The sequence below is a fragment of the Pararhizobium sp. LjRoot238 genome, from assembly GCF_964252955.1.
GTDB lineage: Bacteria > Pseudomonadota > Alphaproteobacteria > Rhizobiales > Rhizobiaceae > Pararhizobium.
Genome location: NZ_CAXUPP020000001.1, coordinates 2,790,546 through 2,813,041, shown reverse-complemented (window position 1 = coordinate 2,813,041; position 22,496 = coordinate 2,790,546). Strand labels below are relative to the sequence as shown.

22 protein-coding genes are annotated in these 22,496 nt (G+C 62.7%); 11 read left to right on the top strand and 11 right to left on the bottom strand.

From position 1 onward, the window contains the following. Nucleotides 1-2: 2 nt before the first annotated feature. Complete coding sequence (locus ACSQ3F_RS13685; protein ID WP_436100713.1) at nucleotides 3-860, bottom strand: (2Fe-2S)-binding protein; 858 nt, start codon at nucleotides 858-860, stop codon at nucleotides 3-5. Nucleotides 861-895: 35 nt separating this feature from the next. Next, on the bottom strand, nucleotides 896-2,185 hold the full coding sequence (locus ACSQ3F_RS13680) for a glucoamylase family protein (protein ID WP_436100712.1): 1,290 nt from the start codon (nucleotides 2,183-2,185) through the stop codon (nucleotides 896-898). Between the two features lie 160 nt (nucleotides 2,186-2,345). Between ACSQ3F_RS13680 and ACSQ3F_RS13675 the strand changes: the two genes are divergently transcribed. Then, a complete protein-coding gene (locus ACSQ3F_RS13675) occupies nucleotides 2,346-3,143 on the top strand; it encodes a DUF1194 domain-containing protein (protein WP_436100711.1) in 798 nt (265 codons plus the stop codon). A 48-nt stretch (nucleotides 3,144-3,191) separates the two neighbouring features. Here ACSQ3F_RS13675 and ACSQ3F_RS13670 read toward each other — a convergent pair whose 3' ends face one another. The 6 genes from ACSQ3F_RS13670 to ACSQ3F_RS13645 form a co-directional block, all read right to left on the bottom strand. Next, entirely contained in the window at nucleotides 3,192-4,508 is a 1,317-nt protein-coding gene (locus tag ACSQ3F_RS13670) for a flavin monoamine oxidase family protein (RefSeq protein WP_436100710.1), read from the bottom strand. 144 nt (nucleotides 4,509-4,652) lie between these two features. After that, the gene (locus ACSQ3F_RS13665) at nucleotides 4,653-5,390 is read right to left on the bottom strand and encodes an aspartate/glutamate racemase family protein (protein ID WP_436100709.1); all 738 of its coding nucleotides are present in this window, start codon (nucleotides 5,388-5,390) and stop codon (nucleotides 4,653-4,655) included. Nucleotides 5,391-5,396: 6 nt separating this feature from the next. Next, nucleotides 5,397-6,218, bottom strand: coding sequence for an ABC transporter permease (locus tag ACSQ3F_RS13660; protein WP_436100708.1), 822 nt, complete (start codon nucleotides 6,216-6,218; stop codon nucleotides 5,397-5,399). Nucleotides 6,219-6,221: 3 nt separating this feature from the next. Continuing rightward, nucleotides 6,222-7,184, bottom strand: coding sequence for an ABC transporter permease (locus ACSQ3F_RS13655; RefSeq protein WP_436100707.1), 963 nt, complete (start codon nucleotides 7,182-7,184; stop codon nucleotides 6,222-6,224). A gap of 134 nt (nucleotides 7,185-7,318) precedes the next feature. Beyond that, nucleotides 7,319-8,608, bottom strand: a complete 1,290-nt coding sequence (locus ACSQ3F_RS13650) for an ABC transporter substrate-binding protein (RefSeq protein ID WP_436100706.1) — start codon at nucleotides 8,606-8,608, stop codon at nucleotides 7,319-7,321. A 32-nt stretch (nucleotides 8,609-8,640) separates the two neighbouring features. Continuing rightward, nucleotides 8,641-9,729 (bottom strand): ABC transporter ATP-binding protein, encoded by a 1,089-nt coding sequence (locus ACSQ3F_RS13645; protein WP_436100705.1) that lies wholly within the window; start codon nucleotides 9,727-9,729, stop codon nucleotides 8,641-8,643. A gap of 268 nt (nucleotides 9,730-9,997) precedes the next feature. Between ACSQ3F_RS13645 and ACSQ3F_RS13640 the strand changes: the two genes are divergently transcribed. Continuing rightward, complete coding sequence (locus ACSQ3F_RS13640; protein ID WP_436100704.1) at nucleotides 9,998-10,702, top strand: GntR family transcriptional regulator; 705 nt, start codon at nucleotides 9,998-10,000, stop codon at nucleotides 10,700-10,702. A gap of 87 nt (nucleotides 10,703-10,789) precedes the next feature. On the opposite strand, the gene ACSQ3F_RS13635 is transcribed toward ACSQ3F_RS13640, so the two are convergent. Beyond that, nucleotides 10,790-11,689, bottom strand: coding sequence for an AraC family transcriptional regulator (locus ACSQ3F_RS13635; RefSeq protein WP_436100703.1), 900 nt, complete (start codon nucleotides 11,687-11,689; stop codon nucleotides 10,790-10,792). A 257-nt stretch (nucleotides 11,690-11,946) separates the two neighbouring features. On the opposite strand from ACSQ3F_RS13635, the gene ACSQ3F_RS13630 reads away from it, so the two are divergent. The 9 genes from ACSQ3F_RS13630 (at nucleotide 11,947) to ACSQ3F_RS13590 (ending at nucleotide 21,253) form a co-directional block, all read left to right on the top strand. After that, nucleotides 11,947-13,380 carry an aldehyde dehydrogenase gene (locus ACSQ3F_RS13630; RefSeq protein WP_436102148.1) on the top strand — a complete coding sequence of 478 codons (1,434 nt, stop codon included), beginning with the start codon at nucleotides 11,947-11,949 and terminating at the stop codon, nucleotides 13,378-13,380. A gap of 80 nt (nucleotides 13,381-13,460) precedes the next feature. Beyond that, on the top strand, nucleotides 13,461-14,774 hold the full coding sequence (locus ACSQ3F_RS13625; RefSeq protein ID WP_436100702.1) for an ABC transporter substrate-binding protein: 1,314 nt from the start codon (nucleotides 13,461-13,463) through the stop codon (nucleotides 14,772-14,774). An 88-nt stretch (nucleotides 14,775-14,862) separates the two neighbouring features. Then, the gene (locus ACSQ3F_RS13620) at nucleotides 14,863-15,537 is read left to right on the top strand and encodes an ABC transporter ATP-binding protein (protein WP_436102147.1); all 675 of its coding nucleotides are present in this window, start codon (nucleotides 14,863-14,865) and stop codon (nucleotides 15,535-15,537) included. Continuing rightward, nucleotides 15,534-16,262 (top strand): ABC transporter ATP-binding protein, encoded by a 729-nt coding sequence (locus ACSQ3F_RS13615; protein WP_436100701.1) that lies wholly within the window; start codon nucleotides 15,534-15,536, stop codon nucleotides 16,260-16,262. The genes ACSQ3F_RS13620 and ACSQ3F_RS13615 overlap by 4 nt, the downstream gene beginning before the upstream one ends. Then, on the top strand, nucleotides 16,259-17,170 hold the full coding sequence (locus tag ACSQ3F_RS13610) for a branched-chain amino acid ABC transporter permease (RefSeq protein WP_436100700.1): 912 nt from the start codon (nucleotides 16,259-16,261) through the stop codon (nucleotides 17,168-17,170). Before ACSQ3F_RS13615 ends, ACSQ3F_RS13610 begins: the two co-directional genes overlap by 4 nt. Next, the gene (locus ACSQ3F_RS13605) at nucleotides 17,167-18,192 is read left to right on the top strand and encodes a branched-chain amino acid ABC transporter permease (protein WP_436100699.1); all 1,026 of its coding nucleotides are present in this window, start codon (nucleotides 17,167-17,169) and stop codon (nucleotides 18,190-18,192) included. Before ACSQ3F_RS13610 ends, ACSQ3F_RS13605 begins: the two co-directional genes overlap by 4 nt. A gap of 41 nt (nucleotides 18,193-18,233) precedes the next feature. Continuing rightward, nucleotides 18,234-19,019: a coniferyl-alcohol dehydrogenase gene (locus ACSQ3F_RS13600; protein WP_436100698.1), complete on the top strand. Its 786-nt coding sequence runs from the start codon at nucleotides 18,234-18,236 to the stop codon at nucleotides 19,017-19,019. Nucleotides 19,020-19,040: 21 nt separating this feature from the next. After that, nucleotides 19,041-20,486, top strand: a complete 1,446-nt coding sequence (locus ACSQ3F_RS13595) for an aldehyde dehydrogenase (RefSeq protein ID WP_436100697.1) — start codon at nucleotides 19,041-19,043, stop codon at nucleotides 20,484-20,486. Between the two features lie 110 nt (nucleotides 20,487-20,596). Continuing rightward, nucleotides 20,597-21,253, top strand: coding sequence for a sulfite oxidase-like oxidoreductase (locus ACSQ3F_RS13590; RefSeq protein WP_436100696.1), 657 nt, complete (start codon nucleotides 20,597-20,599; stop codon nucleotides 21,251-21,253). Nucleotides 21,254-21,256: 3 nt separating this feature from the next. On the opposite strand, the gene ACSQ3F_RS13585 is transcribed toward ACSQ3F_RS13590, so the two are convergent. Both ACSQ3F_RS13585 and pcaQ read right to left on the bottom strand, forming a co-directional pair. Further along, nucleotides 21,257-21,418: a hypothetical protein gene (locus ACSQ3F_RS13585; protein ID WP_436100695.1), complete on the bottom strand. Its 162-nt coding sequence runs from the start codon at nucleotides 21,416-21,418 to the stop codon at nucleotides 21,257-21,259. 80 nt (nucleotides 21,419-21,498) lie between these two features. Next, nucleotides 21,499-22,446 (bottom strand): pca operon transcription factor PcaQ, encoded by a 948-nt coding sequence (gene pcaQ, locus ACSQ3F_RS13580; protein WP_436100694.1) that lies wholly within the window; start codon nucleotides 22,444-22,446, stop codon nucleotides 21,499-21,501. Between the last annotated feature and the right edge of the window lie 50 nt (nucleotides 22,447-22,496).

The window sequence follows — 22,496 nt, the reverse complement described above, 5'->3', positions numbered from 1 at the left end:
CATCAGCCGCCTGCGCGTTCGAGATGAGTGCGCAGGCGGCTTTTTTGTGTCTCCTCGTCGAGAAGCACGCAGACATCGCAAAAGGTCCCGCCATCCGTTCGGTAATACAGGCAGCAGCCGCTTCGCAGGCGAAAAATGCGCTCGACTGGCACGCCACTCACGATCGAGGCGATCTTTTGATAGCGCAATGCGCTTGAACAGAGCGGCGAGCCTTCCGTGTTGACGATAGCGAGCGCCGAAGCCATCGCTCGCTCCTCTTGCGCCGATGCCGCGCCGATTTCGAGAAACGCGCCGGCAATGCCGTCGGCAGCCAGCCGCCATTGCGCAACCGACGACAAACCGGTACGGGCCTTCACCGTTTCGACGACCGGCGCAAGGCTGGCAACGAAGCTGCCGTGAAACAGGGATGCACTGTCACGGCCTTGGCGAAACTTGCGAAAGCGAAAATGAAAGCGGCGGGCATCGGATGGGCAGACCAGCGTAATCTCGCCCGCGTTTTTCGGAGCATACGGTTCAAAACGGATAGCGAGGCTTCCCGGATCGAGATCCGGCACCAGCCCGGTCCTCAGATAGAGGGCACCGGCAGCGATGCTGAGTTGGTGGCTGCAGAAGGCGACCAGATGAGCGCCCTTCGTGCGGTCATCCATTCCTGCCGCAAACCGGCCTTGATAGTCCAAGAGATCGGCGATCTCGGCACTGTCTTTGCGCCATATGTCAGTCACCAACGAAAAATCCGCGTCGTCGCCGGCAAGTGAGGCGGCAACCTGCGGAAATCGCTGCGCCTGCCAGGCCATGGCCGCTTGCGCATCCTCTTTCCAGGGAGAGGCCGGCCAACCGTCGGTATCTGGGTTCTCGTCCAAAGGGCGCCTCTTTCTATGCAGGCAGCCCGTTTATCTCAAAGCCAACCGCCGGAGAAGCCCGCTCTTTTCAAGCCGCGCCGGATGGCCGGCGATTCGCGCATCAGGTTCCAGATGAGGCCGGTGCGATGATTTTCAATCATCATCAACAGGATGCCCTGGTCAAGACCGACGCTGCGATTGTTGAGCCATCCTTCGGCCGCCTTGCCGGGAACGCTCGGATTGAAGCTGCCGAGAAACCGTCCCTCTTCGATGACCCCGGGATAGGTCGAGACGACATGGCGTGTCGCCGAGATCGCGGCCTCCGGCTCAAATGGCAGGCAGGCGAGCGGCGCCCATGGCGCGATCGTGCCGTCATCCGGTCCGAGTGGCGCACCGCGCGCCGCATAGCCGGAAAAATGCTGGTGGCGGCCATCCTGCAGACGGCGCGGCCGCAAAGGCCCGTCGCAGGATGTCAGTCCCCACATATCGGCACCATAACCGGCAAAACCGCCGGGATTGCTGATCGCATAATCGCGCTGCACGGCAATCGCCCGGCAGGTGTTTTCGAAATAATCTGTGTCTTTCGCCGCGACGGCCGCGTCGCGAATGCCGCGGAAATCGATCCAGGCATGCGAAAAAAGATGAATGAACAGCGGTCCGGCATAGAGAAACGGCTTTCCCTTCACCGTCATCCAGTCGAATTTCCCGGTAAAGGCATCGTAGCTCTCCTTGCCGATCGGGTAGGAGGGAGAGGCAAGCGCCAGAACATAGAGGATGAGCGCTTCGCTGTAAGATTCCCAGCGATGCGGCAGAAAACCGCTCCGCGGTTTCCATCCGAGCCAGAATGCCCCTTTGCCGTCGAGCGCCCAGGCCCAGTTGGCGCGGGCATAGAGCATAGCCGCGCAGGATCGTATCTCGGCCTCGACCTCGTTTTCCTGGTTGAAATAGGCGGCGGCCGTCAACACGCCGGCGAAAAAAAGCGCGCTGTCGATCAGCGAGATCTCGCTGCGCCATGTCCGCTGTCCGGTCCTCATGTCGAGAAAGTGGTAGTAGAGGCCCTTGTACCCCGTCGCATTCTTGTCGCGGCCCTGCGGGCTTTCGGCGAAGAAACGCAGCGTAACCAGGGCCCTTGCCGCCGCATCCTGCCGGCTCATCCAGCCTCTCTCGACGCCGACCGGATAGGCGGAAAGGCCGAAACCTGTCGCTGCGATGCTGGATGGGGCGCCAGGAAGAGACGTATCGGCGATAAGCCCGTTGTCCGGATTGACATATTCGAGGAAGTAACCGAACGCCGCTTGCTGGAACCGGTCGAGAAGGACCGCGTCGGTGTCGTTTTTCAAAAGCATTTCGTCAAGCACTCCAATCAACCGCAAGTTTCACCACAAGGCATCTGCTTCGGCAAATCACCGATTGTTGAACTCGCCACCATGCGAAAGGATCGCCTGACGGATGACCTGTGCTACACTTTTTGCTTCTTAAGACCGGCAGCAGTGATTGGATGACATGATGTTCACGACACTTGCGATGCTTTTAAGTCTTTCGGGCGTTGCTGCCGTTACCCCGGCCGCCAGCAGCCCACAGGTTGACGTCGCGCTCGTGCTCGCCGTCGATATGTCCGGTTCGATGGATATCGAGGAAGCGCGCGTGCAACGTATGGGTTACGTGGAAGCCCTGCGCCATGCGGATTTCATCAATGCGGCAACCGCCGGCCTCAATGGGCGGATCGCCATCAGCTATTTCGAGTGGGCAGGCAACGTCAACGAAACCTCGTTGGTCGACTGGCAGTTGATCGACGACGCCGAGGATGCCGCAGCTTTCGCCGACCGTCTTGCTGCCCGGCCGGTTTACACACGACGGGGCACATCGATTTCCAACGCGATCGCCTTTGCGTCGAAGCTCATCGCCGCCAACCCCTATGATGCGATGCGCCGGGTGATCGACGTGTCCGGCGACGGCCCGAACAATCTCGGCCCGCCGGTCGACCCCGCCCGCGATGCGGCGGTCGCGAGCGGCACCACCATCAATGGCCTCGCCATCATCATCCGCCCGTCCGGCAGCGCTGGCTCGCTGGACCAGTATTACGCTGACTGCGTCATCGGCGGCCCCGGTTCGTTCGTGCTGCCCGTTCGCCGATCGGAGGATTTCGCCGTGGCGATCCGGCAAAAACTGGTCATGGAGGTGAGCCGCCAGCAACCGGCGGAACAGGTCGTTCCAGTCCAGGCCGCTCCCTCCACCGACTGCCTGATCGGCGAGAAGCTGCGCCCCAGCATCCTCGATCGGGTCTATCCCGAACTGGACCGGTAGTAATTTCGGTGCCGACGACACTCCCTTCGGCGCACCGATCCGGCTCGCCTACGACCCCGATGCGCTGGTGGCGCTTGCCGGCTGATGTTCTGATTGCAATGCAGCCATTACGCGCTCGGCAGCCTCGCGGCCAGCGACGATCGCACCTTCGATGTAGGCAGGAAAGGACGGGGCCAGTTCCGAAGCGGCAAAATGCACGGGCGGCGCACCGGCCCGAATGGTCGCTTCCGCGTCATAGGCTGAAAGGTCGGTGATGACGTCGCTGTAGCCTCCGCCACTCCAGCGATCGCCGACCCAGTCGCGCATCTGAAAATCCATATACTCTCCAGCCTCGCTGCCCAGCGTGGCGACGAGGCGACGGATGATTTCGGACTGGATGAACCCAGCCCCCTTCCCGCTCCATTCGGCAGCCAGCGGCCCTCCCGCAAACACCACGAGCGCCGACGCCCAACGACTGCTGACATCGCAGGCGAAAAGACCAAGGACATCGCGCCACATCACCATGCCGCTCAATCCGCGGTCGCGCCAGAAAGGCCGCCCGTATCGCACGAACGTCTTGATGACGGTGCCACTTTTCCAGGCACCAAATGCGTCGATCAGCGGCTTCGGTAGATCGGGCTCGTGGGTGATCCGCGACGCCATGACCGGCGGCGCGGCAACGATAATCTGCCGTGCCTTCAACACGTCACGATTGCCGGTGGTGACCGTGACCGATCCGTTCATTCTAGCAATGTTTGTAACGGCGGTATCGAGTTGCAGGCGGGGACCAAGCGTCGCCGCCAGGGCCTCGGCAACGGCATGTATTGTCCCTTCGACGAAATACTGCAACTCGTTGCCGTGGCTCGTGACGCGCCGGTCATTGTCGATCAAATACCAGAGCGGAATTTCACCGATCGAACGGCACCAGAGCCCCTCAACCATCGCCTGATAGCCAGCCTTGACATCGGGCGGATCGCTCTGCCCGCCGAGCCACGCCTGCGCCGTCAGGCCGGCGATATTCGGATCGTGCGGGTCGATCCTGTTTACCCGCGCCCGGATACGGCCCGATTCCGCAAAAGTGGAACCGGTTTCCGGGGATTTGGGATGCCGCTGTATCAGGAAGGCGCCCTCCATGGGCGTCTCGGCAAGCGCTTTGCCAAACCGGCGCGTCAGCGCCATGATTTCCGGCATCTCGTCACAGATGAACTGGCCGCCTGTGTCGACCCGCACACCATCCGAAAAAGCCGCCGACTCCACGCGTCCGCCGACACGATCCCTCGCTTCGAGCACGATGACATCGAGCCCCGCGGCAACGAGCGCATCCGCCGCCGAAAGGCCGGTAAAGCCGGCCCCGACCACGATCACATCTGCATCAAATTCACTCATGGCCCGCCTTGATCTTTTCGAATTCGGCGATCATGTCCCGCCGCAATTCGGTCGGCATCGGCATACACCCCTGAACGTGTTGAGGCGATAGCAGATCAGGCGAAACGGACGACCACCATATGTTGCCCCCCTTGAGGGCGGAGATCAAACCGCGTCTGGAGCAAACTCCCGCATGCCGCCAACATACGCCTTCGCCAGCGGCGTCGCATAGGACCCCCGCTTGCTCGTGGTCAGCCGCTGAGCGACCAGCGCCTCGGCCTGCTTTACCGCCGCCGAGACGCCGTCGATGACCGGAACGCCATAGTCCTCCTGCAGCGCGTGGGCGAGATCGGCCATGCCGGCGCAACCGAGAACGATGGCTTCGGCGCCATCTTCGACAAGCGCCAGTTCGATCTGGCGACGCAACTTGCCGATGGCACCGGACGCCGCGTCCTCCAGTTCGAGCACCGGAATATCGGCAGCCCGAACAGTGGCGCGGCCGCCGAAGCCGTAATGGCGGGACAGGTTTTCAAGCAGCACCCGCGAGCGCTCCAGCGTCGTCACGACGGTAAAGCGCTGAGCGAGAAACCCCGCTGTTACCAGCGCGGATTCGCAGAGCCCCAGCACGGGAAAGCCGGCCAGCGAACGGGCGGCATCGAGCCCGGTATCGTCGAAGCAGGCAATCACCGCCGCCTGCACACCGGCGGCCTCGGCCTTTTTGATTTCCGCCAGCAAACCGGGCAAGGCGAGCGCCCCGTCATAGTGCCCCTCGATCGAGACCGGCCCCATCTGCGACGTGGCGGCGGTGATTTCGGTTCCGGGTCCGGCGACGGCCCGTGCGGCTTCCGCCGCCTTTTCCGTCATGGATCGGGTGGTGTTCGGGTTGACGATAAGAATGCGCATGCGGGATCAGACCAGTTTCGCTTGCCTGCGGCGCATCACCATGATGATCGCAAGCGCCAGGAGGATGATGGAGAAGGAAAAGAGCGTGGTGACCGTGCCGAGCGCATAGAGCACCGGCGTCGTCACGTTCGTCGTCATGCCGTAGATTTCGAGCGGCAGCGTATTGTAGGTGCCGGACGTCATCAGCGTGCGGGCGAATTCGTCATAAGAGAGCGTGAAGCCGAACAGGCCGACGCCGATCAGGCTCGGCGCGATCATCGGCAGGAGCACATGCCGGAAAGTCTGCCATGAGGTCGCGCCGAGATCGCGGGCGGCTTCCTCATAGGACGGCGAGAAGCGGTTGAACACGGCAAACATGATCAGTACGCCGAACGGCAGCGTCCAGGTCAGGTGCGCGCCGAAGGCCGAGGAATACCAGGCGGGTTTGAGGCCGAGCTGCTGGAAGACGACGCCGATGCCGAGCGAGATGATGATCGACGGCACGACAAGACTTGCGACGGTCAGGTAGAACAGCACCGTCGAGCCCTTGAACTTGCGGCGGAAGGCAAGACCGGCAAGCAGCGAAACGAGCACGTTCACCACCATGACCATCAGCCCGAGCGAGAAGGACCGCTTGAAGGATGCCCCGAAATCGCCGACGGCCTGCTGTTCGAAGAGATTGTAGAACCAGTGCACCGAGACGCCGTTGAGCGGAAAGGTCAGGCCCCCGTCCGGCCCCTGGAAGGACAGGATGAGAACGGCCGAAAGCGGCCCATAGAGGAAAAAGACGAACAAAGCGAAAAAGACCGCCAGCACGTAGAATTCAAGGGTTCGCTTTTCGTGGGACATGGCTCAAAGCTCCTTGCGGATATCGACGACGCGCAGGATGGCGGCGACCATCAGAAGCACGACGATCAGCAGAACCACGGCATTGGCGGCAGCGGCCGGATATTGCAGCAGCGACATCTGGTTCTTCATCATCAGCGCAACGGACGCGCTCTGCCCGCCGGACATCACCTGCACCGTCGAGAAATCCGCCATGACCAGCGTCACGACAAAGATCGAGCCGATGGCGATGCCGGGTTTCGCCAGCGGCAGGATGACGTTCCACAGGATCTGCCAACCGTTCGCTCCGGCATCGCGCGCCGCCTCGATCAACGACTTGTCGATGCGCATCAGGGTGTTGAAGATCGGCGTCACCATGAACAGCGTGTTGAGATGCACCATGGCGAGCACCACGGCGAAATCGGAATAGAGCAGCCATTCGATCGGGGCTGGAATGATGCCCATCTCGATCAGCGTCGAATTGACGAGGCCGTTCCGTCCCAGCACTGGAATCCAGGAGATCATCCGGATGATGTTGGAGGTAAGAAACGGCACGGTACAGACGAGAAAAAGCACCATCTGCATGGTCGTCGTGCGGATGTGGAAGGCGAGGAAATAGGCGACCCAGAAACCGATCACCAGCGTCAGTCCCCAGACCATCGCGGTATATTTCAGCGTGTTCAGATAGGTTTTCCAGGTGACCCAGGAACCGAGCGTATCGGTGTAGTTCATCGCCAGAAAATCCGGGTAGAGCCCGGCGAAGTCGTAATCCCAGAAGCTGACGACCGCGATCATCAGGATCGGCAGCAGGAAGAAGAAGCCGAGGATCAGGGCGAGCGGCGCGGCCTGCAGATAGGAGGCAACACAGGCCGCGATCTTTCCGATGCTTGCGCTGAGGGCCGGCTTGGCGGGCGCCGCGAGTTGCGTCTCTTCTTCCGTGAGGGCTGCTGTCACGTCTTGGGTCTCCAGTTCATGTCCGAATATGGTCATGGATGCGGGGAAAGCCCCTCATCCGCCCTGTCGGGCACCTTCTCCCCGCAAAGCGGGGAGAAGGGAGTTGCAGCAACCCCGGTCGTCCCCTCTCCCCGCCTGCGGGGAGAGGGCTAGGGTGAGGGGCAATTCCCTTAGGCCGCGATGAACTCGTTCCAGCGCTTGACCATGTAGCGGTCCTCGTCCATGACCGAGTTCCAGCACGCAACCTTGCCCATGCGCTCTTCGAACGAGCCGCCGTCGCGCACCGCGCCTGCCTTCTCCATGACCTTGCCTTCCGGAGACATGATGTCGCCCGTCGCAGGCTTGCCTTCGATCCAGTAGCCCCACTCGTCGGCCGACATGAATTCCTTGGCGGTGTCCATGGCTGCGGAGTAGTAGCCCTGACGGTTGAGATAACCGCCGACCCAGCCAGATGTGTACCAGTTGATGTACTCGTAGGCCGCATCGAGCTGCGCGCCAGAGAGGTGAGCAGCAAGACCGAGACCGCCGCCCCACGAACGATAGCCTTCCTTGAGCGGCTGATATTTGCAGGCGATGCCCTTCGAGCGAACGGCGGCAACGGCCGGCGACCACATCGACTGGATCACGACTTCGCCGGAAGCCATCAGATTGACCGACTCGTCGAACGACTTCCAGAAGGCACGGAACTGACCGGCCTGCTTGGCCTTGATCAGGAACTCGATCGTCGCGTCGATCTCTTCCTTTGTCATGTTGCCCTTGTCGGCATATTTGATGTTGCCCATGGCTTCCATGATCATCGCGGCGTCCATGATGCCGATCGACGGGATGTTGAGGATCGAGGTCTTGCCCTTGAAGGCAGGGTCCATGATATCGGCCCAGGTGGTGATTTCGCGGCCGACGAGGTCCGGACGAATGCCGAGCGTGTCGGCGTTGTAGATGGTCGGAACCATCGTAAAGAACTGGGTTTCGCCCTTGGCAAAGGTCTTGTCGCCCGGTGCTTCGACGAAACCGACAGTGTGCGGTGCCGTGCCCTGTGCGATGACGCTGTCCGGCGTCAGCTTGCCGGTTTTGAACAGCGGCACGATCTTGTCGTAGTACGTCAGTTTCTTGATATCCATCGGTTGAATGACGCCAGCCGGGAACACCTTCTTGAGAATCCAGTATTCGATATCGGCGATGTCGTAACTGTCCGGCTGCGTCACGGCGCGCTGGGCAGCGGCGTCCGAGTCGGTCGCGGTCATCTCCAGCGTGATGCCGAGGTCGGCCTTGCACTTCTCGGCGATGGCGTTGATGTTCGAGACGCCGGTGCCGAACTGGCGCAGCGTGATCGGGTTCTGCGCCCAGATGGTCGGGAAGCCGGTGATCAGGCCGGAACCGATGACGGCGCCTGTTGCCGCGGCACCGGTCTTCAAGAGGCCGCGCCTTGAAATTCCCTTTGGAGTCTTGTTTTCGGTTGTCATGTCAGTTCCCTCTTTTTTGATGTTGAGAAGAATTAAGCGGCAATGCGGCCAAGGAGGACGGCGTCCTCAAGGCCCCAACTCAGTGGCACCGCATCGCCCACCGATACGGGTTTCTCGAAATAATCGGCATCGGTGGCGATGACGGTGAAATCGTCGCTGCCGGCGCCGAGAACGGTGATTTTCACGGAAGCCCCGCGATATTCGACGTTCGACACGACGCCGTGGAAACCGAGCGTCTTTTCGGATGGCGCAGCGAGCCGGACCCGGTCCGTGCGAACGCCGATATCGATCGGCGATCCCAGTGCCTGGGCCGGCCCTGCGACGGTGAATTTTTGTCCCTCGGCCACTTCCAGCGTCACCTTGCCATCGCCGCTTTCGACGACCCGGCCGGTGAGAACATTGTGATCGCCCATGAAGCGGGCGACGAAGGCGGTTGCCGGGCGCTCGAACACTTCGCGCGGATGCGCCGCCTGCTCGATGCGCCCGTCATTCATGATGACGATGACATCGGCCAGCGCCATCGCCTCGTCCTGGCTGTGGGTCACATGGACGAAGGTGATGCCGAGGCTTTTCTGCAGCTTCTTCAGTTCCGCCCGCATGCGGATCTTCAGGAACGGATCGAGCGCCGACAGCGGCTCGTCGAGAAGAAGCGCCTCCGGATCGGTGATCAGCGCGCGGGCGAGCGCCACGCGCTGCTGCTGGCCGCCGGAAAGCTGGGCCGGTCGCCGGTTGGCATAGGGTTCCATCTGCATCAGCTTCAGCATCTCCAGCGCCTTGGCGCGGCGCTCTTGCCTCTCGACGCCCTTCATCTTCAGGCTGAAGGCGACGTTGTCGACGAGATCGAGATGCGGAAACAGCGCATAGGACTGGAACATCATCGCCGTGCCGCGCTTGGCCGGCGGCAAATCGGTGACGACGGTATTGCCGAGGCGGACGTCGCCCGACGAAATGCTCTCGTGGCCGGCGATCATCCTGAGCGTCGAGGTCTTGCCGCAACCGGAGGGCCCGAGGAAACAGCAATAGCTGCCGGAGGGGATTTTCAGGCTGATAGAATGTACGGCGGTTGTACTGCCATAGACCTTGGAAACGGATACGATATCGATTTCTGCCGCTTTGGACATCCAGTCTCTCCTGTGACGGGGTTTTCAATGCATCTAGCGTGCCAAACCGGGCATGAAATTATAGGACATTGAAATATATCAATGATTCTGAACATCCAAAAATGCCGCGAAATTTTCGCACGTTAGGCTTTGCTTAAAATATATGCGTTTGTCTGCAATACGCGCAAAATATCGTATACAATTTGACCATACATATGATGACAAAATCCCGATTCACTTTGTGCAAAAACCACGATAGTATGCGGCGCAGAACCCGGAATGAGGCCTGATGAAAACCGCAGCAGTTCCCGCCAACGATCAGATCGACGTCAGCACACAATCTATCCGTGATTCCATCCGCGATGCGATCGTCGATCGCCGGCTGGCGCCGGGCACCAAGCTGTCGGAAGCGGATGTCGGCGCGCTGTTCAACGTCAGCCGCACCCTGGTGCGAGGTGCCCTTCAGGCGCTCGCCTATGAGGGCCTCGTCAGTGTCGAGAAAAATCGCGGCGCCTTCGTTGCCTACCCCTCGCCCGAAGAAGCGCGGCAGATCTTCGCCACGCGCCGGCTGATCGAGCCGGGCATTCTGCGCGAAGCCGCAAAACATATGGGTCCCTCGCATCTTCAGCACCTGCGGCAGTTGCTGATGGAAGAAGGCCGGCTTATGGCAGAGCGCGGCCAGACGGCCCGCCGCGCCGAGATCAAGGCCTCCGGCGATTTTCATCTGATGCTCGCCTCGATGACCGGCAATGCCGTCATGCAGCGATTCATGGACGAACTGGTAGCGCGCTCATCGCTGGTCATCGCCCTCTACGGCCAGTCTGCCATTTCAAGCTGCGGCCATCAGGAACATCAGGGCATCGTCACGGCGATCGAGAGCGGCGATCTCGACCGCGCCTGCCATCTGATGATCCACCACATCGACCATATCGAGGCCGACCTCGATATGCGTGAAAACAAGGGCAGCGACCTTCGCGAAGCCTTCAAACTCTGATTTGCAGCCCCGCTCGCGGGGAGCTTCGCGCCACCAAATCCACTCCATTCAGAATATCGCTCCATAAATACATGCCGAAATAATGTCTCACGGCCAGTCGGCGTAGCCCGAGGACAGCACGCTGTTTTCCGATCCTGCCGAAACGCGGGCGACTTCACGATAACCAGCCGGCGAAAGCCCGGTCTTGCGCTTGAAGAAATGGCTGAAATAGGTCGGATCACGAAAGCCGAGGCTGTCGGAGATTTCCTGGATATTGCGGGCCGAGCGCTCCAGCCTGAGCTTCGCCTCCTGCACCACCCGCTCGTGCAGGAGCTGGATCGGCGAGCGCCCGAGCGCCCTCTGGCAGATCGAATGCAGCCGATCGGCTGTGACACCCAGCTCCGCGGCATAGTCGCTGATCGGCCGGTGCTGGCGAAACCACACCTCGACCAGTTGCCGGTATCTCTGCAGGATCGAGCCGCTTTCACCGCGCCCACGCTGCTCGGCCTTCTCGCCGCCGGATGTGCGCCACACGGCCATCAGGATCAGCCGCATATAGGCGGACACGACCATCCAGGAGGCGCGGGACGGATCGCCGAGTTCCCGCACGAAGCCGGAAATCAGCGGATTGATCTCATTGACCGACGCGGCGTCCGGTTCTTCGATCAACTTCGGCTGCTCGATGAAAATGCGTAGAGAATAGGATTCCACCTTGTCGCCGATCGCATCGACCATGATCTGCGGCGACGCGCCGATCAGATAGGCGTCGGCTCCGGCGGCGATCGAAACCTCGCACTGCGCCTGCGGTGGCAGGAAGGCGAGCGCCGGACCTTGTAGCCGCCGATGCTCGCCATCGTCGAAATCAAGCTCGGCCTCTCCCTCGGTCAAAAGGAAGAAATGATGAAAATCGGCATAAAGGCCTTTTTGAAAGCGGATGCGCCGATGCGAGAGCGACGGTTCCCGCCGCTCGCCGCGCGCGTGATGATGGATGCCACCATCTGTCGCCATCGCATTCTTCCTCCCGAACACCCAATTGAAGCCATGAATACCAGATAATAACAATATTAACCCAATAAAACACATTCCATCCCTTAAACATCGGCGTAGTCTTCCGTCATCAGCCTTTGGGAGGAGGCACCTCAACAGACCCATGCAGGACACGCGGCCTTCTCGGCCCGGCCCTTGCGTGCGTGCATCTCCCTTCAAGATCAACGCAGGCGCAGCCTGCAGGCAGATGGGTGAAGACGGTGTTTGTGGCAAAGCTGATGATCAACGACGAGGCGATGGATGCGTCCGATGCGTCCACCTTCGAACGCGTCGATCCGCTGACCGGCGATGTCGCGACGATCGCCCCGGCGGGGTCGATTGCCGATATGGCAAAGGCCGCCAATGCCGCAGCCGCTGCCTTCCCCGCCTGGTCGGAAACCGGCCCCGGCGAACGGCGCAGGCTCCTGAATACAGCCGCAGATATCCTGGCCGCCCGCACGCCGGATTTCATCGCCGCCATGACCGGCGAGACCGGCGCAACCGCGCAATGGGCCGCGATCAACTGCGGCCTTGGCGCCGATATCCTTCGGGAAGCCGCGGCGATGACGACGCAAGTCACCGGCGAAATCATCCCCTCCGGCGTCCCGGGCAGCCTCGCCATGGCGGTGCGCCAGCCGGCCGGCGTCTGCGTCGGCATCGCGCCCTGGAACGCGCCGATCATCCTTGGCACCCGTGCCATCGCCATGCCGCTCGCCTGCGGCAACACCGTGGTTCTCAAGGCCTCCGAACTCTGCCCGAAAACCCATAGTTTGATCGGCGACGTCATGCGCGCGGCCGGTTTTCCTCGTGGCGTCGTCAATGTCGTCACCAATGCGCCGAAGGACGCGGCCGCCGTGGTCGAAGCGCTGATCGCCCATCCCGCCGTCCGCCGCGTCAACTTCACCGGCTCGACCCGTGTCGGCCGCATCATCGCCGAAACCTGCGCCCGGCATCTGAAGCGCTGCCTGCTCGAACTCGGCGGCAAGGCGCCGTTCATCGTGCTTGCCGATGCGGATATCGACGGGGCCGTCGGCGCAGCCGCCTTCGGCGCCTTCATGAACCAGGGCCAGATCTGCATGTCGACGGAACGGATCATTCTCATGGACGAGATCGCCGACGAATTCGTCGGCAAGTTCCAGGCGAAGGCCGAAACCCTCATCGCCGGCAGCCCGCAGGATGGCAATACGCCGCTCGGCACGCTGATCAACGCCGAAGCCGTCCGGCGGGTGAAGGGTCTGATCGACGATGCATTGCAGAAAGGCGCGGTCCTCGTCTGCGGCAGCCCGACCAACGGCACGCTGATGGACGCGACCGTGGTCGATCACGTGACGCCGGCCATGCGCATCTATCGCGAGGAGAGTTTCGGGCCGGTCGCCGCCATCATCCGCGTCGGCAGCGCCGATGAAGCGGTGACGGTCGCCAACGACAATGAATACGGCCTCTCATCGGCCGTCTTCAGTCGCGACATCAATGCGGCCCTCGCCGTCGCCAAGCGGCTCGAATCCGGCATCTGCCACATCAACGAGGCGACGGTTTCCGACGAGCCGCAAATGCCCTTCGGCGGCGTCAAGTCGAGCGGCTATGGCCGCTTCGGCGGCAAGGCGGCAATCGACGAATTCACCGAACTGCGCTGGATCACCTTGGCATCCGGCAAACGGGACTATCCGATCTAGGCATCCGGAGGATGGTACCGGATCGGCGGGAATGAACACACGAACGGGCTGGGAGGCCCCGCAACAGGGAGGAAAATTTCATGAACGTCCGCAACGGAAAATTCGATCCGGCATCTTTGACCCGCCGCTCTTTCATTGCCGCGACCGCAGCAGGCGGCGCGGCGCTCGCACTCTCGGGTCGCACAGCCTTCGCCCAGAGCGGCGATACGCTGAAGGTCGGTTTCATCAGCCCCCGCACCGGCCCGCTCGCCGGCTTCGGCCAGACCGACGGCTACGTGCTCGACCTCGCCCGCAAGGCCCTGGCATCCGGCTTCCAGGCTGGCGGCAAGACATTCCAGGTGGAAATCCTCGATCAGGATACCCAGTCCGATCCGTCCCGCGCCGGCCAACTGGCGAAGGACCTCATCAACAACCAGGCGATCGACCTGATGCTCGCCGTCTCGACCCCGGAAACGATCAACCCGGTGGCTGATGCCTGCGAGGCGGCCGGTATCCCCTGCCTCTCCACCGTCATGCCCTGGGAGGCCTGGTATTTCGGCCGCGGCGCCAAGCCGGGCGCACCCTCGCCGTTCAAATGGACCTATCATTTCGGCTTCGGCGTCCACGAGTTCTTCAAGACCTATGTCTCGCAATGGAATCTGATCGAGACCAACAAGAAGGTCGGCGTCATGTATCCGAACGACGCCGATGGCAACGCCATCCGCGCCAATCTGGCGCCGCTGCTCGCCAAGGAAGGTTTTACGATCGTCGACCCCGGCGCCTATGAGACCGGCACCACGGACTTCTCCGCCCAGATCGCCCTGTTCAAGCAGGAAGGCGTCGAGATCTTCAACTCCTTCCCGATCCCTCCGGATTTTGCCGCCTTCTGGCGTCAGGCGGCCCAGCAGGGCCTCACCCGCCAGATCAAGATCTGCCAGGTGGCCAAGACCGGCCTCTTCCCCTCCGACATCGAGGCGCTGGGCGATCTCGGCTTCAACATCTGCAGCGCTGCCTATTGGCACAAGGCGTTCCCTTACAAGTCCTCGCTGACCGGTGTCTCCGGCACCGAACTTGCCGATGGTTATGAGGAGACGAGCGGCAAGCAATGGACGCAGCAACTTGGCGCCAGCCTGTCGCTGCTCGACGCCGGCTTCGACGCCCTGAAAGCGGCAAGCGACGCGAAGAGCAAGGAAGCCGTCGCCAAGGCGCTGAATACCTTGCAGACGACCACGATTGCCGGAAAGGTGGATTTCACCAGCGGACCAGTGGCCAATGTCTCGCCCGGCCCTATCATCGGAGCGCAGTGGGTCAAGGCGCCGGAAGGCAGCAAATTCACGCTCGACTACGTCGTTACGGAAAATGCCACCGACCCGAATGTGCCGGTGGGGGTCAAAACTGTTCCCTACAATGGATAACAGTTCCGTGCGGCAGCAAGTCAGGAAGACACCGCCGGGAGAAGCCTTTCTCTCGGCCGCAGGCATCCACAAGCGCTTCGGGGCGCTTGTGGTTCTCGATAACGTCCATTTCTCCGTGGGCCAGGCCGATGCGGTCGGCATTGTCGGTCCGAATGGTGCCGGCAAGACGACGCTGCTGAGCGTGCTCGCAGGCGCCGTCCCGCCGAGCGCCGGAACGATCCGTTTCGACGGCAGCGACGTCACCGCGCAAACAGCGGCGAACCGCTGCCGCCTCGGCCTCGTGCGCACCCATCAGGTTCCAAAACCCTTCAGCGGCATGACGGCATTCGAAAACGTCCTTGTCGCCGCGTCCCATGGCGGCGCGGCCAGCCGCGACGAGGCTTATGAGCGCTCGGTCGACTCGCTGACGCTCTGCGGCATGCGCGGCGTCGCCAACCGTCAGGCCGATACGCTCGGCCTGCTCGATCGAAAACGTCTGGAGCTTGCCCGGGCGCTGGCAACGAGGCCGAAGCTGATGCTGCTCGACGAGATCGGTGGCGGCCTGACCGATGGCGAGGCACAGGAACTGGTCGGCACGATCCTCGAACTGCGCCGCCGCGGCATCGGCATCGTCTGGATCGAGCATATCGTCCATATCCTGCTGCAGGTCGCCGAACGGCTGATCTGCATGGATGCCGGCCGGATCATCGCCGATGGCGCCCCCAAAGCCGTCATGAGCGACGCCGCCGTGGTCAAGGCCTATCTCGGAGGCGCACCCGCATGAGCCTCATCTCCGTCCGCAATCTCGAAGTCCGCCACGGCCTGCTCCAGGCCGTGCGCGACGTCAGCTTCGATCTTGCCAAGGGCGACGTCCTCGCCTTGATCGGCGCCAACGGCGCCGGCAAGACGACGCTTCTGCGCTCCATCGCCGGCGCGCATCTGCCGGCCTCCGGCCGCATTCTGCTCGGCGATGAAGACCTCGCCTCCCTCCCCTCGCACAAGCGCATCGCCATGGGCATCGCGCTGGTGCCGGAAGGCCGCCGCCTTTTCTCGCAGATGACGGTCGAGGAAAACCTGCTGCTCGGGAAAGCCGCCGGCCGGCAGGGCGACTGGACCATCGACCGCGTCTTCGATGCCTTCCCCAACCTCGTCCCCCGCCGCCATGCCAAGACCGGACATCTCTCCGGCGGCGAGCAACAGGCGACGGCGATCGGCCGGGCACTGATGAGCAACCCCGATATTCTTCTGCTCGACGAAGTCTCGCTCGGCCTTTCGCCGCTGGTCGTCGAGCGCGTTTACGCCCAACTCCAGACCCTGCTCACCTCCGGCACCACGATCGTGCTGGTCGAGCAGGACCTCGGCCGCGCGATGGCGGTCGCCAACCGCGTCATCTGTATGCTGGAAGGCCGCATCGTGCTCGACAAGCCGACGCGCGGCGTCACCCGCGACCAAATCACCGAGGCCTATTTCGGGCTACATCGGACGAATACCGGGAGGACGGCATCGTGATCGACACCCTGATCCAGGGCATCCTGCTTGGCGGCTATTATGCGGTCATCGCCTGCGGCCTATCCTTCATGTTCTCCGTCATGCGGATCATCAATCTCGCGCATGGCAGCCTGGCGGTCGCCTCGGGCTATGGTCTGTGGCTGCTCGCCTCCAAGTTCGGCATCCCGCCCTTTGCCGGGCTGCTGATCGTGCTGCCCTTCATGGCGGCCGTCGGCTGGCTGCTGCAGCGCTATCTGCTCGAGCGCAGCGCCCGCGGCGGTGCGCTCCTGCCGATCCTCACCACCTTCGGTCTCGCCATCGTCATCGACAACCTGCTGTTCGAGCAGTTCGGCGCCGACACGCGCTCGCTGGCCCCGTTCATCGGCAGCCTGTCCTATGACAGCTGGGAACTGCCCGGCGGCATCTATGTCGGCAAGCTCGCCATCCTGATGATGGCAACAGCCATTGCCCTGCTTGGCGGCCTGCAGCTCTTCCTCAGCCGTTTTGCCCTCGGCCGCGCCATCCGCGCCACGGCGGAGGATCCCGACACCGCCGGTCTCGTTGGCATCGACGCCCGCAAGGTCAATGCACTTGCCGCGGCGATCGCCATGGTCACGGTTGGCATCGCCGGTGCCTTCCTCGGCATGCGGGCGACCTTCGATCCCTATTCCGGCGGCCCGCAACTGCTCTTCGCCTTCGAGGCGGCGGTCATCGGCGGCGCAGGCTCGCTCTGGGGCACCCTCATCGGCGGCGTCGTGCTCGGCCTTGCCCAATCGCTCGGCGCGCAATTCCACCCGCAGGGCTTCCTGATCGGCGGCCACATCGCTTTCCTCTTGGCGCTCTTCGCGCGGCTGTTCCTGACCGGCGTGCCCATCGTCAGCCGGGCCAGCATCGGAAAAATCCGCCTTCCGCTTCGGAGCAAGACATGACAGCTCTCGCCAACGACATTTCCATCGAACGCTGGACCCGGTCATCCCGCCTTGCCCTGTCGACCATGGCGGCAGTCCTCTGCCTCCTCGCCCTTGCGCCGCTTGTTCTCGGCGCCGGTGCGGTCGACCGGATGACGGCGCTGTTCGTCTACGTCATCCTCGCCGCCATGTGGAACGCGCTTGCCGGCTTCGGCGGCCTTGTGTCCGTCGGGCAACAGGTCTTCTTCGGCCTCGGCGCCTATTTCACCATCCGCCTTGCCGATGCCGGGCTGAACCCGTTCCTTTCGCTGTTTGCCGCCGCCCTCATCACCGGCGCAATCTCCCTGCCCCTTTCGCTCTTCATGCTGCGGCTGAAGGGCGGCGAGTTCGCCATCGGCATGTGGGTGATCTCGGCGCTGACCCATATGCTCGTCAATCTCGACCGGCTGATCCAGGGCGAGACCGGCACCTCGCTGATCTCGCTGAACGCCTATGACGGCGGTACCCGCCGCGCCGTCATCTACTGGCTGACGCTCGCCTCGATGGCCGCTCTCCTCGGCGCTCTCTTTACCCTCCTGCGCAGCCGCACGGGCGCCGCAATCCAGGCGATCCGCGACAACGAGGACGCCGCCGCCGCCGTGGGCGTGCATGTCATCGGCACCAAGCGTCTGCTGTTCGTGCTCGCCGCCTTCGGCATCGCCGTTGCCGGCGGGCTGTGGCTGGCCTCGGCCACGACCTTCCAGCCGAAGACCTATTTCAGCGTTCAATGGACGGCCTACATGATTTTCATGGTGCTGGTCGGCGGCATCGGCAAGTTCGAGGGCGCGATCCTCGGCGCTGTGCTGTTCTTCATCATCGAAACCTTCTTCGGCGCGCTCGGCGTCTGGTACCTGATCAGCCTTGGCGCAACCGCCGTGATCTTCTCGCTGTATCTGCCACGTGGTCTCTGGGGCGAAATCGAGCGCCGCTTCGACCTGCAACTGCTTCCCGTCGGCTACCGGCTGAAGCTACCAGGTCCGACCAAAATTCAATGGAAACAATGACATGTCCGGCAGTCCGGACTCTCTTGTGAAAGGTGAACTTCATGCTTTTCGGTAAAGCCATCCTGGTAACCGGCGTGGCCTCCGGCATCGGCGCGCGCACGGCCGAACTGGCCGGCCAGATGGGCGCCGACGTCGTCGGCGTCGACGTCCGCGAACCGGCCAGTGGAAGTGCCGCCTTCATCAAAGGCGACCTCTCGACCGCAGCCGGCGTCGCCGACATCGTCGCGCAGCTTCCGGCGCGCCTCGACGCGCTCGCCAATGTCGCCGGCCTCTCCGGTAATACCGGCGTTGTCTCGACGCTATCAGTCAATTTCTACGGCCCGCGGGCCCTGTCCGAAGCCGTGGCCCCGCGCCTGCGCGAAGGCGGCGCCATCGTCAATGTCGCCTCGATCGCCGGCTACGGCTGGCGTGCCCATCTCGAGCGGGCAAAGACGCTGACCGGCATCGAGGGCTTTCCGGACGTGTCAGCGGTTGCGGCCAAACACGACCTCAGGGACGAGGAAGGCTACCCGCTCTCCAAGGAACTGCTTTTGCTCTGGACCATGCGCGCCGCCCATCAGCCGCTGTTCAAGGAACGCGGCATCCGGGTCAATGCCGTGAGCCCCGGTCCGGTCGAGACGCCGATCCTCAGACAGTTCCGCGCGGTGCTCGGCGATGCCCGGGTCGACAGCGACATCACCCGCGTCGGCCGTGCCGGCACATCCGCCGATATCGCACCCGCGATCCTCTTCCTCTGCTCCGACGGCGCCCGTTGGGTCAACGGCGCCAATCTTGCCGCCGATGGCGGCCTCGAAGCCTCGATCAACGCCGAAGTCCTCGGCTTCTAGTTCATTCCCCTGGAGACGTCCATGAACATTTCCCTCCTCATCAACGGCACAGACCGAGCAGCGGCAAGCGGCAGGACCTATGACCGGATCGACCCCTTCACCGAAAAACTCGCAAGCCGCGCCGCCGCCGCCGGTCTGGAGGATGTTGAAGCCGCCATCGATGCCGCCTCCGCCGCTTTCCCCACCTGGTCGAAGACCGGCCCCGGCCAGCGCCGCGCGATCCTGATGAAGGCCGCCGACATCATGGATTCCAAGGTCGGCGAGTTCACGAAACTGATGATCGAGGAGACGGGAGCCACCGCACCCTGGGCCGGTTTCAACGTCATGCTCGCCGCCAATATCCTGCGAGAGGCGGCCTCGATGACGACGCAGATTTCCGGCGAGATCATCCCCTCCGACAAGCCGGGCACGCTCGCCATGGGCGTGCGGCAGGCGGCCGGCGTCTGCCTTGCCATAGCGCCCTGGAACGCACCGGTCATCCTTGGCACCCGCGCCGTCGCCATGCCGATCGCCTGCGGCAACACCGTCATCCTCAAGGCATCCGAACAATGCCCCGGCACGCACCGGCTGATCGCCACCGCGCTGTCTGAGGCCGGCCTGCCCGCCGGGGTGATCAACGTCGTCACCAACGCGCCGGAGGACGCACCCGAAATTGTTGCCGCCCTGATCGCCCATCCGGCGGTCAAGCGTGTGAACTTCACCGGCTCGACCAAGGTCGGCAAGATCATCGCCGAGACCTGCGGCAAGCATCTGAAGCCCGCTTTGCTCGAACTCGGCGGCAAGGCGCCGCTGGTCATCCTCGATGACGCCGATATCGACGGCGCCGTCAATGCCGCCATCTTCGGCGCCTTCATGAACCAGGGCCAGATCTGCATGTCGACCGAGCGGATCATCGTCGACGAGGCGATCGCCGATCAGTTCGTCACCAAATTGGCCGCCCGCGCCAACCAGCTTCCCGCCGGCGACCCGCGTGGCCACGTTGTGCTCGGCTCGCTGATCAGCCTCGATGCAGCCAGGAAAATGGAGGAACTGATCGCCGACGCAACAGCGAAGGGCGCCAAGCTGGTCGCCGGCGGCAAGCGCTCCGGCACCGTGGTCGAGGCAACGCTGCTCGATCATGTGACGCCCGACATGCGCGTCTATTCGGAAGAATCCTTCGGCCCGGTCAAGCCGATCGTCCGCGTCTCCGGTGAGGAAGAAGCGATCCGCGTCGCCAACGACACCGAATACGGCCTGTCCTCAGCCGTCTTCAGCCGCAACGTCCAGCGCGCGATGGCGGTTGCGGCACGGATTGAATCCGGCATCTGCCACATCAACGGCCCGACGCTCCACGACGAGGCGCAAATGCCCTTCGGCGGCGTCAAGGGCAGCGGCTATGGCCGCTTCGGCGGCAAGGCTGCGATCAACGAATTCACCGACTTGCGCTGGATCACGATTGAGGATTCCGCCCAGCATTATCCCTTCTGATCCCCTTTGACGGGGCCGATTTCGCCCGCGCTTGACATCGCGGGCGATTCAACCTGTAATTTCGCTACCTCCTTCCCCACCGGCTTGGCGTAAGCAGTGAGTTACCCTTCATGACTGATGAGACCCCGGAAACGAAACTCACCGCATCCAAACGGCGCTGGGCCGAGGAAGGCAAGTTCCTGACGGGGAAAATCACTCGCTCGGATACCGACCGCCTGCCGCCCGGCCAGCATCTGGTCAAGAACTGGCCGGTTCTCGATCTCGGCCAGCGGCCGCGTATCCAGACAGCGGAATGGACGCTGCAGATCATCGGTGCCGTCGAAAATCCGATGAAACTCGACTGGGACGCTTTCCACCGCCTGCCGCAAAGCAACAGGCTGTCCGACATCCATTGCGTGACAACCTGGTCGCGCTACGACAATCGCTGGCAGGGCGTCTCCACCCACGACCTGCTTGATCTGGTGATGCCGAAGCCGGAAGCGAAATTCGTGATGCTGACAAGCTATGACGGCTACACCACGAACCTGCCGCTTGACGATTTCGCCTCCGAGGAGGGCATTCTCGCGACCGCCTGGGAGGGCGAGCCGCTGACGCGCGACCATGGCGGCCCGATGCGCCTCGTCATCCCGCATCTCTATTTCTGGAAAAGCGCCAAATGGCTGCGCCGCATCGAATTCCTGATCGGCGATCAGGCCGGCTTCTGGGAAAGGAACGGCTATCACATGCTCGGCGATCCCTGGCGCGAGCAGCGCTACTCCGGCGATTGATCACTAAATCTGCCGCGCCTCCTGTGGTTCCGGACAGTCCGGCAGCCAGCCGCTTTGCGCCTTCTCGCCAACAACCTCGTAAAGCTCCAGTGCCGTCGCCCTGCCCTTGACCTGCGCCTCTCCGAGCGGGCGGAAGGCAATCGTGTCGCTGCATCGCGCAACCACGGCGCAAAGCTTGCAGTTGAAGAAGAATATCAGCGGGTCGCAAATCCGTACAGAAAAACGGCGACGCTCTCTCTGTTCGGCTATCGCAGCCCAGCGCCTTCCATTTTCCTGCCCGAGACTTCGGCGGCAGCCTCGCGGATCGTCTGCATCAGGATTGCCAGCGGCATGGAGGGAATGGCATTGGCTCGCATCGTCAACCCGACCGGCCCCTTCGTCTCGCTGGTATCGATCGGCAACGTCGCCAGCATCCCGTCCTCGATATCGCCGGCGACGACGCCCGTCGAGATGATCCAGATGGCGTCGCTTGCCCTGACGAAGGCACGGCCAAAGGAATCGGAGACGGTCTCGATCTGGTTCGGCAAGCTGGCAATGCCGTTGGCGATCAGATAGCGCTCGACAAACGGCCGGATGATCGAGGCGCGCGTCGGCATCAACACCGGATAGGTTCCCAGATTGTCGAACACCGATCCTTTCTCCGAAAGCAGCGGATGCCCCTTGCGCACGACGAAAACAACCTGCTCGGAATAGAGATGCTCGAAGGAAAACCCCGTCATTTTGTCGGGTGCCGCCAGCCGCCCGACCACCAGATCGAGGTCGCCGACCCGCAACTGTTCGAGCAGCACGGCATTCTCGCCGGTGACGATCTTGATGCGGCTGCCGGTCTCTTCCTTCAGGAATTGCGCCATCGCCCGCGGCATGATCCGCGTCGACACGGTCGGAAGCGCGCCCACCCTGACCGGAGGCCCCTCGCCGGCGCGCTCCTGCGAAACCGAATCCAGCCCCTGCCGGATGGCCGTCAATGCCGCCCCCGCATGCCGCAGGAAAGCTTCGCCGTAACGGGTGATCTTGATGCCGCGGCCGTCGCGCTCGAACACCGCGACGCCCAGCACCTCCTCCAGCTCACGGATCGTCTTGGTCACGGCGGGCTGGCTGACATGCAGGAGGCCTGCCGCCTTCATCACGCTCTTCTGGCGTGCGACCTCGACAAAGGTTTGCAAATGGCGGAACTTTACACGGGCGTCGATCATAAGAATTCATAACTCATGAGTTAATGATAGGCAATAAAATGTAATTTTAC

Coding starts and splice junctions, on each gene's coding strand:
- ACSQ3F_RS13660 (WP_436100708.1), bottom strand. CDS start 6,218: ATGTCCCACGAAAAGCGAACCCTTGAATTCTACGTGCTGGCGGTCTTT.
- ACSQ3F_RS13605 (WP_436100699.1), top strand. CDS start 17,167: ATGACAGCTCTCGCCAACGACATTTCCATCGAACGCTGGACCCGGTCA.
- ACSQ3F_RS13590 (WP_436100696.1), top strand. CDS start 20,597: ATGACTGATGAGACCCCGGAAACGAAACTCACCGCATCCAAACGGCGC.
- ACSQ3F_RS13600 (WP_436100698.1), top strand. CDS start 18,234: ATGCTTTTCGGTAAAGCCATCCTGGTAACCGGCGTGGCCTCCGGCATC.
- pcaQ (WP_436100694.1), bottom strand. CDS start 22,446: ATGATCGACGCCCGTGTAAAGTTCCGCCATTTGCAAACCTTTGTCGAG.
- ACSQ3F_RS13630 (WP_436102148.1), top strand. CDS start 11,947: ATGATCAACGACGAGGCGATGGATGCGTCCGATGCGTCCACCTTCGAA.
- ACSQ3F_RS13615 (WP_436100701.1), top strand. CDS start 15,534: ATGAGCCTCATCTCCGTCCGCAATCTCGAAGTCCGCCACGGCCTGCTC.
- ACSQ3F_RS13625 (WP_436100702.1), top strand. CDS start 13,461: ATGAACGTCCGCAACGGAAAATTCGATCCGGCATCTTTGACCCGCCGC.
- ACSQ3F_RS13595 (WP_436100697.1), top strand. CDS start 19,041: ATGAACATTTCCCTCCTCATCAACGGCACAGACCGAGCAGCGGCAAGC.
- ACSQ3F_RS13655 (WP_436100707.1), bottom strand. CDS start 7,184: ATGACCATATTCGGACATGAACTGGAGACCCAAGACGTGACAGCAGCC.
- ACSQ3F_RS13670 (WP_436100710.1), bottom strand. CDS start 4,508: ATGAGTGAATTTGATGCAGATGTGATCGTGGTCGGGGCCGGCTTTACC.
- ACSQ3F_RS13650 (WP_436100706.1), bottom strand. CDS start 8,608: ATGACAACCGAAAACAAGACTCCAAAGGGAATTTCAAGGCGCGGCCTC.
- ACSQ3F_RS13635 (WP_436100703.1), bottom strand. CDS start 11,689: ATGGCGACAGATGGTGGCATCCATCATCACGCGCGCGGCGAGCGGCGG.
- ACSQ3F_RS13665 (WP_436100709.1), bottom strand. CDS start 5,390: ATGCGCATTCTTATCGTCAACCCGAACACCACCCGATCCATGACGGAA.
- ACSQ3F_RS13645 (WP_436100705.1), bottom strand. CDS start 9,729: ATGTCCAAAGCGGCAGAAATCGATATCGTATCCGTTTCCAAGGTCTAT.
- ACSQ3F_RS13640 (WP_436100704.1), top strand. CDS start 9,998: ATGAAAACCGCAGCAGTTCCCGCCAACGATCAGATCGACGTCAGCACA.
- ACSQ3F_RS13680 (WP_436100712.1), bottom strand. CDS start 2,185: ATGCTTTTGAAAAACGACACCGACGCGGTCCTTCTCGACCGGTTCCAG.
- ACSQ3F_RS13675 (WP_436100711.1), top strand. CDS start 2,346: ATGTTCACGACACTTGCGATGCTTTTAAGTCTTTCGGGCGTTGCTGCC.